The organism is Mycobacterium sp. E2699 (assembly GCF_001666745.1).
Taxonomy (GTDB): domain Bacteria; phylum Actinomycetota; class Actinomycetes; order Mycobacteriales; family Mycobacteriaceae; genus Mycobacterium.
On sequence record NZ_LZJH01000077.1, the window covers coordinates 31,495 to 45,337 of the forward strand.

The window sequence follows — 13,843 nt, forward strand, 5'->3', positions numbered from 1 at the left end:
ATGTACTCGGGTACCGGCCTTGCCGTGCGCGTGATCCCGTGCCTGGACGTCGACGCCGGGCGCGTGGTCAAGGGCGTCAACTTCGAAAACCTGCGCGATGCGGGCGATCCCGTGGAGCTGGCGGCGGCATACGACGCCGAGGGCGCCGACGAGCTCACCTTCCTGGACGTGACCGCGTCCTCGTCGGGCAGGGCGACGATGCTGGAGGTGGTGCGCCGCACCGCCGAGCAGGTGTTCATACCGCTCACGGTGGGTGGCGGGGTGCGCACCGTCGCCGACGTCGACACGCTGCTGCGCGCCGGGGCCGACAAGGTGTCGGTCAACACCGCCGCGATCGCCCGGCCCGACCTGTTGGCCGAAATGGCAACGCAATTCGGGTCGCAGTGCATCGTGCTGTCCGTCGACGCCCGCACGGTTCCCGCCGGATCCGCGCCGACGCCCTCGGGCTGGGAGGTCACCACCCATGGCGGGCGGCGCGGCACCGGCATCGACGCCGTGGAGTGGGCGGCGCGCGGCGCCGAGCTCGGGGTCGGCGAGATCCTGCTCAACTCGATGGACGCCGACGGCACCAAGGCGGGCTTCGACCTGCCGATGCTGCGCGCGGTCCGCGCGGCGGTCACCGTTCCGGTGATCGCCAGCGGGGGTGCCGGGGCGGTCGAGCACTTCGCGCCGGCCGTCGCCGCGGGAGCGGATGCGGTGTTGGCGGCCAGCGTCTTTCACTTCCGCGAGTTGACGATCGGGCAGGTGAAGGCGGCCATGGCCGCGGAGAGGATCACGGTCCGATGACGCTCGACCCGGCGATCGCCGCGCGGTTGAAGCGCAACGCCGACGGGCTCATCGCCGCCGTCGTGCAGGAGCGCGGCAGCGGCGACGTGTTGATGGTCGCGTGGATGGACGACGACGCGCTGGCCCGCACGCTGGAAACCCGTGAGGGCACGTACTTTTCGCGGTCCCGCGGCGAGCAGTGGGTCAAGGGCGCGACATCCGGCCACACCCAGCGCGTGCACTCGGTGCGGCTGGACTGCGACGGCGACACCGTGCTGCTCACGGTCGACCAGGTCGGCGCCGCCTGCCACACCGGCGATCACAGCTGCTTCGATGCCGACCTGCTGCTCGGGCCCGAAGGTTAGCCCGGCGCGACGTCCAATCCCTGGGCCGCGGCGATGGCCGCGCGGGCCCACTCGTGCCGGAAAACGGCCGGTGAGATGCGGTCACGGCGGATCGCCTCGAGATCGATGGCCTTGCCGGTGATCACCGCGTTGGGCACCCGGAAGGAGTACGCCGGCCCCTCGGTCGCGACGGCCAGGATGGCGTCGCTGTCGGTGAAATGGTTGGCCGCCATGGTGTCCTCGGCCCACTTGAACGGCTTGAGGCCACCGAAGTTCGGGACGTATACCACCCACAGCCGGGTGCCGCGCCCGTTGTACAGCCCGGTGAGCACCCGGTTCACCGCGTCGTATTCGAGGGGGCCGAGCACTCCGACCCGGTCGGTGATCTGACCGGACAGCTTGATCCCCGGTGTGGGCGCGGGCGCGACGGGACTGCCGGGCGCGGCCGATTGAGCCGGGGCGGTGGCGTTGTGGTGCTGGTGGTTTCGGGCGCCGAGGGCGCGGACGCCGAAGTAGGCGCCCACGGCGACCACCGCGACGGCGACCAGCGCCCCGATCACGATCGCCGGTCGCCGGGAGCCGGCGCGCGCCTCGGGCGGGGGCGGCGGTGACGGGCTGCGGGGCGCGGCGATGACTTCGGTCGGTGCCGGGATGACCGTCGTGGGACCCGCCGGCACCTCGGATGCGGACGTGTTGAGCTGGCTGGCGAGCGCCGCGGCGAAATCGGCGCACGTCGGGTAGCGATCCCCGGGTTTCTTCGCCAGGGCCTTGGCGAGGGCGCCGTCGAGGTCGGCCAGTTCGGGTCGGCGTTCGCTGATGTTCGGTGGCGGCGTGGACAGGTGCTGGGTGATGACCACCGCGGGGTTGGAGTGGCGGAACGGCGCCGACCCGGTCAGCAGGTCGAACGCGGTGCAGCCGAGGGCGTATTGGTCGGCCCGGCCGTCCAGGTCCGCGCCCTGCAGTTGCTCGGGCGCGCAGTACGCGGTGGTGCCCACCAGCATGTTGGTCGCCGTCAGCCCGCTGATGTCGCCCAGCTCGCGGGCGATGCCGAAATCGGCGAGCAGGATCCGTCGCCGCGGGCTGGCGTCGGTGAGCAGGATGTTGGCCGGCTTGACGTCGCGATGCAGCAGCCCCCGCTCGTGGGCGTAGTCGAGCGCGTCGGCGACGGCCGAAATGATCTCGACCACATCGGCTTTCGGCATCCCCGACGGGTACTTCGTGCGCAGCAGTTTCGCCGCGTCGGTCCCCTCGACGTAGTCCATCGAGATCCACAGTTGCCCGTCGCATTCGCCGCGGTCGTGGATGCCGACGATGTGCTCGTTGTACAGGCTCGCGGCCAGGTCGGCCTCGCGGTTGAAGCGTTGGCGGAATTCGTCGTTGGCGGTCAGCTCGCGCGGCAGGATCTTCAGGGCGTCGCGGCGGGGCAGCCGCGGGTGCTGCGCCAGATACACCTGGCCCATGCCGCCGGACCCGAGCCGACGGATGATCGTGTACCCGGCGAACACCTGTCCCTCGGTCAGGCCGTCGCTTTCTGGCATGTGAGCATGTTACTGAGGGCCGAGGCCCGAAATGGCAGAAAGGACCTGCCGTGGTCTACGGACCCACGCTGTACCGACCGCCATTGCCCCTGGCCGAATACGTCGAATTCTTCGGGCATTGGCGACACCGCGGGTCCAGCTGCCGGAGCCGGGCGCTGGTCGAGGGATTGTTGCAGTACCTCGACGCACCGGCCGTCGGCACCCTGTTCGCGCGCGTCGACGCGCTGCCGGCTCCCGGGGGATGTGCTGTTGTACAACGTGATCGGCCAGACGTTGCTGCAGGCGCCATTCCTGCAGTCCACCCAGCAATTCATGCGGCGGCTCGGCGCGCCCTGGACGTTCGGCACCGACGTGCCGGCCGCCCTCGTCGAGCGGCACGGCTGGAGCGCCGTCGTCACCGACGTGGCCGAACCCGGCAGCCGGTGGCACCGATGGGAGCACCCGGTGGTTCCGCTCGACGTGCCCTACGTGCCGCGCGGCTATTTCGTGGTGGCGACCAAATCTTCGTGACGGACTGAAGATGGCCTGACTCCACGGTCGCCCGTCGCGCACCGGGACGCGTATTCGGTGAGAATGGCGAGCGATGTTGAAGCGGCTGCCGTCCTGGAACACAGTGGTGCCGCTGATTGCCGTCGTCGTGCTGATGGCCACCTGGGACGAGCAGCTGGGACCGGCCCTGGTCGCGCTGCAGGCCGTGCTGTTGATCGGCGCCGTGCTGGCCGCCGTCGAGCACGCGGAGGTGGTCGCGGCCCGGGTCGGGGAGCCGTTCGGGTCCCTGGTGCTCGCGGGTGCGGTGACGATCATCGAGGTGGCCCTCATCGTCGAGCTGATGGCGTCCGGCGGCAACGAGGCGGCCACCCTGGCCCGCGACACCGCGTTCGCCGCCTTCATGATCACGACGAACGGGATCGCCGGCCTGTCGCTGTCGTGGGGCTCCCGCCGATACGGGGTGACGTTGTTCAACGCCGAGGGCAGCGGGGCCGCGCTGGCCACGCTCACCACGCTGGCGACGCTGAGCCTCGCGTTGCCCGCGTTCACCATCAGCCATCCGGGTAAGGAGTTCTCGCCCGGGCAGCTCATCTTCGCCGCGGCCGCCTCGCTGCTGCTGTACCTGCTGTTCGTCTTCACCCAGACCGTCCGGCATCGCGACTTCTTCCTGCCCGTCGCGCAGCGGGGCCAGAAAAGGATTTTCGAGGAGGACGAGAACCACGCCGATCCGCCCAGCGCCCGGACGGCGCTGATCAGCCTGCTGTTGTTGCTGGTTGCGCTGGTCGCGGTGGTGGGTCTGGCCGAGCAGGAGTCGCCGGCCGTCGAGCGTCTGGTGACCGCCGCCGGATTTCCCCAGACGTTCGTCGGGGTGGTGATCGCGATGCTGGTGCTGCTCCCCGAGACGCTCGCGGCCGTGCGTGCGGCGCGGCGGGGCCGCATCCAGACCAGCCTGAACCTGGCCTACGGCTCGGCGATGGCCAGCATCGGGCTGACGATCCCGGCCATCGCGCTGGCGAGCATCTGGTTGAAGGGACCGCTGGTGCTCGGTCTGGCGCCCACCCAGTTGGTGCTGTTGGCGCTCACGGTGGTGATCAGCATGCTCACCGTGGTGCCCGGCCGGGCCACGCGGCTGCAGGGTGAGGTGCACCTGGTGCTGCTTGCCGCCTACGTGTTCCTGGCGGTCATCCCCTGACGGGCTAGGCCGACGACCGGGCGCGCAGGGTCTGCAGCGCCTTGTCGGCGTGGGTGTCCATGCTGAATTCGCTGGCGATCACGTCGAGCACCCTGCGATCGGTGTCGATGACGAAGGTGGTGCGCTTGACCGGCATCAGCTTGCCCAGCAGGCCGCGCTTGACACCGAACTGCGCGGCGACGGTGCCCTCGGTGTCCGACAGCAGCGGGTAGTCGAACTTGCGCAGGTCGGCGAACTTGGCCTGCTTCTCGACGGGGTCGGCGCTGATGCCGACCCGGTTGGCCCCGACGGCGGCGAATTCCGCGGCGAGGTCGCGGAAGTGGCAGGCCTCCTTGGTGCAGCCCGGCGTCATCGCGGCGGGGTAGAAGAACAGCACCACGGGCCCGTCGGCGAGCAGGGCGCTGAGCTTGCGGGGCGTCCCCGTCTGGTCGGGGAGCTCGAAGTCGGCCACGGTGTCACCAGGTTTCATGGGCCGAGCGTAACCCCACTGCGAATCCGGCCGCAGATAAGCGCAGCCAGGTTACGCTCGCGAGCCGCCCTACCCCATCTGGGAGGATGGGTCGGTGCACGCCCACCTCGCCGCCACCACGTCACGGGAGGAGTTCCGCCACCTCGCCGCGGAGCACCGTGTGGTCCCGGTGACCCGCAAGGTCTTGGCGGACAGCGAGACTCCGCTGTCGGCCTACCGCAAGCTCGCCGCGAACCGGCCCGGCACGTTCCTGCTCGAGTCGGCCGAGAACGGCCGATCCTGGTCGCGCTGGTCGTTCGTCGGGGCGGGCGCGCCGTCGGCGCTGACCGTCCGCGACGGCGAGGCGGTGTGGCTGGGGGCCGTGCCGCGGGACGCGCCGACGGGCGGGGACCCGCTGCGCGCGCTGCGGGACACCCTCGAGCTGCTGGCCACCGCCGCCCCCAGTTCGTTCAAGCCCGGTCTTCCGCCGCTGTCGGGCGGCATGGTCGGGTTCTTCGCCTACGACCTGGTGCGGCGCCTGGAACGGTTGCCCGAGCTGGCGGTCGACGACCTGCGGCTGCCCGACATGCTGCTGCTGCTGGCCACGGACCTGGCGGCCGTCGACCACCACGAGGGCACCATCACCCTGATCGCCAACGCCGTGAACTGGAACGGCACCGACGAACGCGTCGACGAGGCCTACGACGACGCGATCGCCCGGCTGGACGTGATGACCGCGGCGCTGGGCCAGCCGCTGCCGTCGACGGTGGCCACGTTCGCGCGGCCCGAGCCGCGGTATCGGTCGCAGCGCACCGTCGAGGAGTACGGCAAGATCGTCGACTACCTGGTCGAGCAGATCGCCGCCGGCGAGGCGTTTCAGGTGGTGCCCTCGCAGCGCTTCGAGATGGACACCGACGTCGATCCCATCGACGTGTACCGGATGCTGCGGGCGACCAACCCGAGCCCCTACATGTACCTGCTGCATGTGCCGAACGGCGCTGGGGCAACGGACTTTTCGATCGTGGGTTCCAGCCCGGAGGCGCTGGTCACCGTCGCCGACGGCTGGGCGAAGACACATCCGATCGCCGGCACCCGGTGGCGCGGGCACACCGACGAGGAGGATCAGCTGCTGGAAAAGGAGCTGCTGGCCGACGAGAAGGAACGCGCCGAGCACCTGATGCTGGTCGACCTGGGCCGCAACGACCTCGGGCGGGTCTGCACACCGGGCACGGTGCGCGTCGACGATTACAGCCACATCGAGCGCTACAGCCACGTCATGCACCTGGTGTCGACGGTGACCGGGCTGCTCGGCGAGGGCCGGACCGCGCTGGACGCGGTGACGGCCTGCTTCCCGGCCGGCACGCTGTCGGGCGCGCCCAAGGTGCGGGCCATGGAGCTGATCGAGGAGGTGGAGAAGACGCGTCGCGGTCTGTACGGCGGCGTGGTCGGCTACCTCGACTTCGCCGGCAACGCCGACTTCGCGATCGCCATCCGCACCGCGCTGATGCGCGACGGCACGGCCTACGTTCAGGCCGGCGGCGGGGTGGTGGCCGATTCCAACGGCCCCTACGAATACACCGAGGCCTCCAACAAGGCGCGGGCGGTGCTCAGCGCGATCGCCGCCGCCGAGACGCTGACGGCGCCGCCACCGGGCCGCAATGGGTGATTCGCGCCCGGCTCGGGCGGGCCGGGTCACGATCGTCGTCGCCCAACTGCTGCTGGTGGTGGCCGCGGGGGCGCTGTGGGTCGCGTCGCGGCTGCCTTGGGTGGTGATCCGCTCTTTCGACGGGCTGGGCCAGCCGAAGCAGGTGGCGCTGTCGGGCGCCGCCTGGTCGACGGCGCTGCTGCCGTTGGCGCTGCTCATGCTGGCCACCGCCGTCGCGGCGCTCGCCGTGCGCGGCTGGCCGCTGCGGGTGCTGGCGGGGCTGTTGGCGGTGGCCAGCCTGGCGGTCGGCTATCTGGGCGTCAGCCTGTGGGCGCTTGCGGACGTGGCGGTGCGCGGTGCCGAGCTGGCGCACATCCCGGTGATGTTCCTGGTGGGCAGCGAGCGGCGCTACTGGGGGGCCGGGATCGCGGTGGCCGCGGCCGTGTGCACGCTGACCGCGGCCGTTCTGTTGATGCGGTCGGCCTCCAAGGCCCGGGGCAGCGCAACGAAATACGTCGCACCGGCGGCCCGCCGATCGAATGCGCGGCGCGATGACTCCGGCGGGGCGATGCCGGAGGGCGGTGAAAAGCCGGGCATGTCGGACATGTCGGAGCGGATGATCTGGGATGCGCTTGACGAGGGACGTGACCCGACCGATCGGGCCCGCGAGTCCGACACCGAGGGTCGGTGACGGGCCGCGCGGTGACGGTCGCTACCCTTCTTTCACGTCATCGAAATCGGCTAAGTAATCGTGGCGACAGTGTGATGGCAGTGAGAAGGGAACGACAGGCATGAGTCCGGCATCCGTGCTCGACTCCATCCTCGAGGGAGTCCGGGCCGACGTTGCCGCGCGTGAAGCCGTTGTCAGCCTGAGCGAAATCAAGGCGGCCGCCGCCGCGGCGCCCCCGCCGCTGGACGTGATGGCCGCCCTACGCGAGCCGGGCATCGGCGTCATCGCCGAGGTCAAGCGCGCCAGCCCGTCGGCGGGTTCACTGGCGCCCATTGCCGATCCGGCGAAGCTGGCCCGGGCCTACGAAGACGGCGGCGCCCGCATCATCAGCGTGCTGACCGAGGAGCGCCGCTTCCGCGGCTCGCTCGACGACCTGGACGCGGTGCGGGCCGCGGTGTCAATTCCGGTGCTGCGCAAGGACTTTGTGGTGCAGCCCTACCAGATCCACGAGGCGCGCGCGCACGGCGCCGACATGCTGTTGCTCATCGTTGCCGCGCTGGAACAGTCGGCGTTGGTCTCGATGCTGGACCGCACCGAATCGCTCGGCATGACGGCGCTGGTCGAAGTGCACACCGAGGAGGAAGCCGACCGGGCGCTCAAGGCAGGCGCCAACGTGATCGGCGTCAACGCCCGCGACCTCGCGACGCTGGAAGTGGACCGGGACTGCTTCGCCCGCATCGCGCCGGGGCTGCCCAGCAAGGTGATCCGGATCGCCGAATCCGGCGTGCGCGGCACCGGGGACCTGCTGGCCTACGCCGGCGCCGGCGCAGACGCGGTTCTGGTCGGCGAGGGTCTGGTCAAAAGCGGTGACCCCCGCGCGGCGGTCGCCGACCTGGTCACCGCGGGCACCCATCCGTCCTGCCCCAAACCGTCTCGCTAGCCGCCGATGAGCTGTCCCCGCGTCGAGAATTGGTGATGGTAGACCTGTCCCGCCCGGAGCTTCCGCTTTCGAGTGCGGCCATCGCCGAACCCACCCGCCACGACCCCGATCCGGGTGGTCATTTCGGCGGCCCCGGTGGTTACGGCGGCCGCTACGTCGCCGAGGCGCTGATGGCGGTGATCGAAGAGGTCACCGCGGCCTACGAGAAGGAACGGGTCAACCCCGACTTCCTGGACACCCTCGACGAATTGCAGGCCAACTACGCGGGCCGGCCGTCGCCGCTGTACGAGGCCGCCCGGCTGTCCGAGCACGCCGGCTCGGCGCGGATCTTCCTCAAGCGAGAAGACTTGAACCACACCGGCTCTCACAAAATCAACAATGTCCTCGGCCAGGCGCTGCTGGCCAAGCGGATGGGCAAGACCCGGGTGATCGCCGAGACCGGCGCCGGGCAGCACGGCGTTGCCACGGCCACCGCGTGCGCACTGCTCGGGCTGGACTGTGTGATCTACATGGGCGCCGTGGACACCGCCCGCCAGGCGCTCAACGTGGCCCGGATGCGGCTGCTGGGCGCCGAGGTCGTCTCCGTGGAGAGCGGGTCGCGAACGCTGAAGGACGCCATCAACGAGGCGTTCCGGGATTGGGTCACCAACGCCGACAACACCTACTACTGCTTCGGCACCGCGGCGGGGCCGCATCCGTTCCCCACCATGGTGCGCGACTTCCAGCGCATCATCGGCCTGGAGACCCGCGTTCAGATCCAGGCGCAGGCGGGCCGGCTGCCCGACGCGGTCACGGCCTGCGTCGGCGGCGGCTCCAACGCCATCGGGATCTTCCACGCCTTCATCGACGATCCCGGCGTGCGGCTGGTCGGATTCGAGGCGGCCGGTGACGGCGTCGAGACCGGCAGGCACGCGGCGACGTTCAGCGGCGGTTCGCCCGGGGCCTTCCAGGGATCGTTCTCCTACCTGTTGCAGGACGAAGACGGCCAGACCATCGAATCCCATTCGATCTCAGCGGGTCTGGACTATCCGGGGGTAGGCCCCGAACACGCCTGGCTGCGGGAAACCGGACGCGCCGAGTACCGGCCCATCACCGACGCCCAGGCGATGGACGCGTTCGGGCTGCTGTGCCGGACCGAAGGCATCATCCCGGCCATCGAATCGGCGCACGCGGTGGCCGGCGCGCTGCAGCTCGGCGCCGAATTGGGCAGGGGCGCCGTCATCGTGGTCAACCTGTCGGGCCGCGGCGACAAGGACGTCGCGACGGCCGCGAAGTGGTTCGGCTTGATGGGGCCCGACGAGCAATGACGGTGCAGCAGAGCGAAGCCAGCCGGTTGGGGCCGACCTTCGAGTCCTGCCGCCGGGACAACCGCGCGGCGCTGATCGGTTACCTGCCCACGGGCTACCCGGACGTGCCCACCTCCGTCGATGCGATGATCGCCCTCGTCGAATCCGGTTGCGACATCATCGAAGTCGGCGTCCCCTACTCGGATCCGGGCATGGATGGCCCGACCATCGCGCGGGCGACCGAAGCCGCGCTGGCCGGGGGAGTGCGGGTCCGGGACACGCTGGCCGCGGTCGAGGCGATCAGTGCGGCCGGCGGCCGCGCGGTGGTGATGACCTACTGGAACCCGGTGCTGCGCTACGGCGTTGACGCGTTCGCCCGCGACCTTGCCGCCGCCGGCGGCCACGGCCTGATCACTCCCGACCTCATCCCCGACGAGGCCGGGCAGTGGCTGGCGGCCTCCGACGAGCATCGACTGGATCGCATCTTCCTGGTCGCGCCGTCCTCGACGCCGGAACGTCTGGCGCTGACGGTCGAGGCGTCGCGCGGCTTCGTCTACGCGGCCTCGACGATGGGCGTCACCGGTGCACGCGACGCGGTGTCGCAGGCCGCACCCGAATTGGTGCGCCGGGTCAAGGAGGTGTCCGACATACCCGTCGGCGTCGGCCTGGGCGTGCGGTCCCGCGAGCAGGCCGCGCAGATCGGCAGCTACGCCGACGGCGTCATCGTCGGCTCGGCGCTGGTGTCGGCGCTGGGTGACGGCGGCGTGCCCGCCCTGCGCGCGCTGACCGGGGAACTGGCTACGGGTGTGCGGCAACGGGAGGCCGCCTCGTGACGCGCGTGCTCGCCTATATCCCCAGCCCACCGCGGGGGGTATGGCACCTCGGCCTGTTGCCCATTCGCGCCTACGCGTTGTTCATCATCGTCGGCATCGTGGTCGCCCTGATGATCGGCGACCGGCGCTGGGAGGCCCGCGGAGGCCAGCGCGGCGTCATCTACGACATCGCCCTGTGGGCCGTGCCGTTCGGATTGGTGGGCGGCAGGCTCTATCACCTGGCCACCGACTGGCGGACCTATTGGGGGCCGGGCGGCGCGGGATTCGGCGCGGCGCTGCGCATCTGGGACGGCGGCCTGGGCATCTGGGGTGCGGTCGCGCTCGGCGGCGTCGGCGCGTGGATCGCCTGTCGGCGTAGGGGGATTCCGCTGCCGGCCTTCGGCGACGCCATCGCGCCGGGAATCGTCTTGGCGCAGGCCATCGGCCGGCTCGGCAACTACTTCAACCAGGAGCTCTACGGCCGGGAAACCACGGTGCCGTGGGGTTTGGAGATCTTCTACCGGCGCGACCCGTCGGGATACGTCGATCCGCATTCGCTCGACGGCGTCTCGACCGGGCAGGTCGCGTTCGTGGTGCAACCGACGTTCCTCTACGAATTGATCTGGAACGTCCTGGTTTTCGTCGCGCTGATCTACGTGGACCGGCGGTTCAAGTTCGGCCATGGGCGGCTGTTCGCGCTGTATGTCGCCGCCTACTGCGTCGGGCGGTTCGGCGTCGAGCTGCTGCGCAACGACACGGCGACGCTCATCGCCGGGATCCGGATCAACGTCTTCACATCGACTTTCGTGTTCATCGGCGCGGTGGTGTACATCATCCTGGCGCCGAAGGGCCGCGAGGATCCCGCGACCTTGCGGGGCAAGGATTACGTTGCCGAGGAGGCGCCGCCACCCGAGCCGGAGGCCGAAGAGGAACCCGAGCGAATAACCGGCCCTTCGGTTGCGGCGGCGGCCGCGGTGGCTGGTGCGGCGGCGGCGGGCAGGGCGGCGAGCAGGCTGATTCCGCGGAGGCGGCCGGCGCCGGTAACGGCTGCGGAGGCCGAAGCCGAGGCCGAGACCGTGAAGGCCGATGCCGAAGTTCCCGTGACGGCGGCGCCGGAGGCCGAGGAGCCGGAAACCGCCGATGCCGAAGTTCCGCCGGCGGCGGCGGAGGCCGAAGAGCCCGCCACCGCCCGGGCCGAAGCCGCGGAATCGGAAGCCGAAGAGCCGGAGACCGCCCCGGCCGAGGCCGCAGCCACGGAAGCCGAAGAACCGGAACCCGAAGCGGCTGAGGCGGCCGCAGGCAAGGAACCGGAACCCGAAGCAGCAGAAGAACCCGAAGAGGCCGAGGCGTCGGAACCCGAAGTCGCCGAGGCCGAGACGGCCGTGGCGGAGGCCGAGGAAAGCGAACCGACCGAGCCGGGCGGCGAGGAGACCGAAGCGTCCGAGGCCGTCGCGGCGGAGGCCGAGGAGGCCGCGGGCGCCGAACCCGAAGCCCAAGACCTTGAAGCCGAGGCCACCGAGCCCAAAGGTCAAGAGCCCGAAGCCGACTCGGAGCCGGAGGACGACACGGAGAAGCCCGCGGAGGACAGCGGGGCCGGCACCAGCCGGCGGCGATTGAGCTTCCGACTGAGAAATCGACGCGACCCGTAGCGTGACCTGCCCGGCGCGGGCGGGCCGAGTGTGAACTCAGGGCTTTGGGTGTGAGCTGGCGGCGGCGTTCGTCGGCGTGTCATCGCCCAGGATTCACACTCGCCGCGAAGGTCGAATCGTGGCGCGGATTGCGCCGTATTCCCTCGAGTAGTCGACGCCCACCCGACTAAGGTTGACGACGTGAACCGCACGTACGCCGCGGCCGGCACCGGCCTGCTGCTGGCCGGTGCGGTCGGCTACGTCGGCCTGGTCGACCCGCACAACACGAATTCGGTGTATCCGCTGTGCCCTTTCAAATGGCTCACCGGCTGGAACTGCCCGCTGTGCGGTGGGCTTCGCATGACGCACGACCTGCTGCACGGCGACCTCGCGGCCACCGTCAACGACAACGTCTTCGTGCTCCTGGCCATCCCGGCGCTGGCCGGCTGGATCGTGTTTCGCCGGCGGCGGGGCCGGCCGGTGCTGTCGACGCCGGCGGTGGTGACGCTCACCGTGGTGGCGATCGCGTGGACGGTGCTGCGCAACCTGCCGGGCTTCCCGCTGATCCCGACCGTCCTCAGCGGGTAGCCGGGTTGCGTCGAATCGGTGAACTCGGGCTGCTCTCGCCCGGCACGACTATGCTGGTTCGCCGTGAGTAGACGCGGGAAGATCGTCTGCACCCTTGGCCCGGCAACAAACTCCGACGAACTGATTCTGGCGCTGGTAGAGGCCGGAATGGACGTCGCTCGAATGAACTTCAGCCACGGCGACTACGCCGATCACAAGGCCGCCTACGACCGCGTGCGGGCCGCCTCCGACACGACCGGCCGCGCGGTCGGCGTGCTCGCCGATCTCCAGGGCCCCAAGATCAGGCTGGGACGCTTCGCCACCGGGCCCACGTTCTGGGCCGACGGGGAAACGGTCCGCATCACCGTCGCCGACTGCGAGGGCAGCCACGACCGGGTCTCGACGACGTACAAAAAGCTGGCCCAGGACGCCATGGTCGGTGACCGCGTCCTGGTCGACGACGGCAAGGTCTGCCTGGTGGTCGACGCCATCGACGGCGACGACGTGGTCTGCACCGTCGTCGAAGGCGGCCCGGTCAGCAACAACAAGGGCATCTCGTTGCCCGGCATGAACGTCTCCGCCCCCGCCTTGTCCGACAAGGACATCGAGGATCTGACCTTCGCGCTGAACCTGGGCGTCGACCTGGTCGCGCTGTCGTTCGTGCGCTCGCCATCCGACGTCGAGCTGGTGCACGAGGTGATGGACCGCATCGGGCGCCGGGTACCGGTGATCGCCAAGCTGGAAAAGCCCGAAGCCGTCGACAATCTGGAGGCGATCGTGCTGGCGTTCGACGCCATCATGGTGGCCCGCGGCGACCTGGGCGTCGAGCTGCCGCTCGAGGAGGTTCCGCTGGTGCAGAAGCGGGCGATCCAAATCGCCAGGGAGAACGCGAAACCCGTCATCGTGGCCACCCAGATGCTGGACTCGATGATTGAGAACTCGCGGCCCACCCGCGCCGAGGCCTCCGACGTCGCCAACGCCGTGCTCGACGGCGCCGACGCGCTGATGCTGTCGGGGGAGACGTCGGTGGGCAAGTATCCGCTGGCGGCCGTCCGGACGATGTCGCGGATCGTCTGCGCGGTTGAGGAGAACTCCACGGCCGCGCCGCCGTTGACGCATGTGCCCCGCACCAAGCGCGGGGTGATCTCGTATGCCGCCCGCGACATCGGCGAGCGGCTCGACGCCAAGGCCCTGGTCGCCTTCACCCAGTCCGGCGACACGGTGAAGCGGCTGGCGCGCCTGCACACCCCGCTGCCGCTGCTCGCCTTCACCGCGTGGCCCGAGGTGCGCAGCCAGCTCGCGATGACGTGGGGCACCGAGACATTCATCGTCCCGATGATGACGTCGACCGACGGCATGATCCGCCAGGTCGACAAGTCGCTGCTCGAACTCGGTCGTTACAAGCGCGGTGACCTGGTGGTCATCGTGGCCGGCGCGCCGCCTGGCACAGTAGGGTCGACAAACCTGATCCATGTGCACCGGATCGGGGAGGACGACGTCTAGCTCGCCGGAGAGGAGA

At 70.3% G+C, this 13,843-nt stretch carries 13 protein-coding genes and 1 pseudogene; 12 read left to right on the plus strand and 2 right to left on the minus strand.

The window, feature by feature from the left end:
• Both hisF and hisI read left to right on the plus strand, forming a co-directional pair.
• The gene (hisF, locus tag A5696_RS12085) at window positions 1-786 is read left to right on the plus strand and encodes an imidazole glycerol phosphate synthase subunit HisF (RefSeq protein ID WP_067878401.1); all 786 of its coding nucleotides are present in this window, start codon (window positions 1-3) and stop codon (window positions 784-786) included.
• On the plus strand, window positions 783-1,130 hold the full coding sequence (gene hisI / locus A5696_RS12090; RefSeq protein WP_067878404.1) for a phosphoribosyl-AMP cyclohydrolase: 348 nt from the start codon (window positions 783-785) through the stop codon (window positions 1,128-1,130). Before hisF ends, hisI begins: the two co-directional genes overlap by 4 nt.
• Here the strand turns inward: hisI and A5696_RS12095 are convergent.
• The gene (locus tag A5696_RS12095) at window positions 1,127-2,647 is read right to left on the minus strand and encodes a serine/threonine-protein kinase (RefSeq protein ID WP_067878408.1); all 1,521 of its coding nucleotides are present in this window, start codon (window positions 2,645-2,647) and stop codon (window positions 1,127-1,129) included. The two genes, hisI and A5696_RS12095, sit on opposite strands and share 4 nt — an antisense overlap.
• Window positions 2,648-2,802: 155 nt before the next feature.
• On the opposite strand from A5696_RS12095, the pseudogene A5696_RS12100 reads away from it, so the two are divergent.
• Together A5696_RS12100 and A5696_RS12105 are read left to right on the plus strand one after the other, a co-directional pair.
• A pseudogene (locus A5696_RS12100) lies at window positions 2,803-3,157 on the plus strand (SAM-dependent methyltransferase); the annotation flags it as partial.
• Between the two features lie 73 nt (window positions 3,158-3,230).
• Entirely contained in the window at window positions 3,231-4,328 is a 1,098-nt protein-coding gene (locus A5696_RS12105; protein WP_067878414.1) for a calcium:proton antiporter, read from the plus strand.
• Between the two features lie 4 nt (window positions 4,329-4,332).
• On the opposite strand, the gene A5696_RS12110 is transcribed toward A5696_RS12105, so the two are convergent.
• The gene (locus tag A5696_RS12110) at window positions 4,333-4,797 is read right to left on the minus strand and encodes a peroxiredoxin (protein ID WP_067878418.1); all 465 of its coding nucleotides are present in this window, start codon (window positions 4,795-4,797) and stop codon (window positions 4,333-4,335) included.
• A gap of 94 nt (window positions 4,798-4,891) precedes the next feature.
• On the opposite strand from A5696_RS12110, the gene A5696_RS12115 reads away from it, so the two are divergent.
• The 8 genes from A5696_RS12115 to pyk all read left to right on the plus strand — a co-directional run bounded on the left by A5696_RS12115 (window position 4,892) and on the right by pyk (window position 13,827).
• Window positions 4,892-6,442 carry an anthranilate synthase component I gene (locus tag A5696_RS12115; protein ID WP_067878421.1) on the plus strand — a complete coding sequence of 517 codons (1,551 nt, stop codon included), beginning with the start codon at window positions 4,892-4,894 and terminating at the stop codon, window positions 6,440-6,442.
• Complete coding sequence (locus A5696_RS12120; RefSeq protein ID WP_067878424.1) at window positions 6,435-7,112, plus strand: TIGR02234 family membrane protein; 678 nt, start codon at window positions 6,435-6,437, stop codon at window positions 7,110-7,112. The genes A5696_RS12115 and A5696_RS12120 overlap by 8 nt, the downstream gene beginning before the upstream one ends.
• A 100-nt stretch (window positions 7,113-7,212) precedes the next feature.
• Window positions 7,213-8,031, plus strand: a complete 819-nt coding sequence (gene trpC, locus A5696_RS12125) for an indole-3-glycerol phosphate synthase TrpC (protein ID WP_067878427.1) — start codon at window positions 7,213-7,215, stop codon at window positions 8,029-8,031.
• Between the two features lie 32 nt (window positions 8,032-8,063).
• A complete protein-coding gene (trpB, locus tag A5696_RS12130) occupies window positions 8,064-9,338 on the plus strand; it encodes a tryptophan synthase subunit beta (RefSeq protein WP_197516957.1) in 1,275 nt (424 codons plus the stop codon).
• On the plus strand, window positions 9,335-10,150 hold the full coding sequence (trpA, locus tag A5696_RS12135) for a tryptophan synthase subunit alpha (protein ID WP_067878435.1): 816 nt from the start codon (window positions 9,335-9,337) through the stop codon (window positions 10,148-10,150). Before trpB ends, trpA begins: the two co-directional genes overlap by 4 nt.
• Window positions 10,147-11,778 carry a prolipoprotein diacylglyceryl transferase gene (locus A5696_RS12140; protein ID WP_067878438.1) on the plus strand — a complete coding sequence of 544 codons (1,632 nt, stop codon included), beginning with the start codon at window positions 10,147-10,149 and terminating at the stop codon, window positions 11,776-11,778. The genes trpA and A5696_RS12140 overlap by 4 nt, the downstream gene beginning before the upstream one ends.
• A 180-nt stretch (window positions 11,779-11,958) precedes the next feature.
• A complete protein-coding gene (locus tag A5696_RS12145; RefSeq protein WP_067878441.1) occupies window positions 11,959-12,345 on the plus strand; it encodes a DUF2752 domain-containing protein in 387 nt (128 codons plus the stop codon).
• Between the two features lie 63 nt (window positions 12,346-12,408).
• Window positions 12,409-13,827: a pyruvate kinase gene (gene pyk, locus A5696_RS12150; RefSeq protein ID WP_067878444.1), complete on the plus strand. Its 1,419-nt coding sequence runs from the start codon at window positions 12,409-12,411 to the stop codon at window positions 13,825-13,827.
• The last annotated feature ends 16 nt before the right edge of the window (window positions 13,828-13,843 follow it).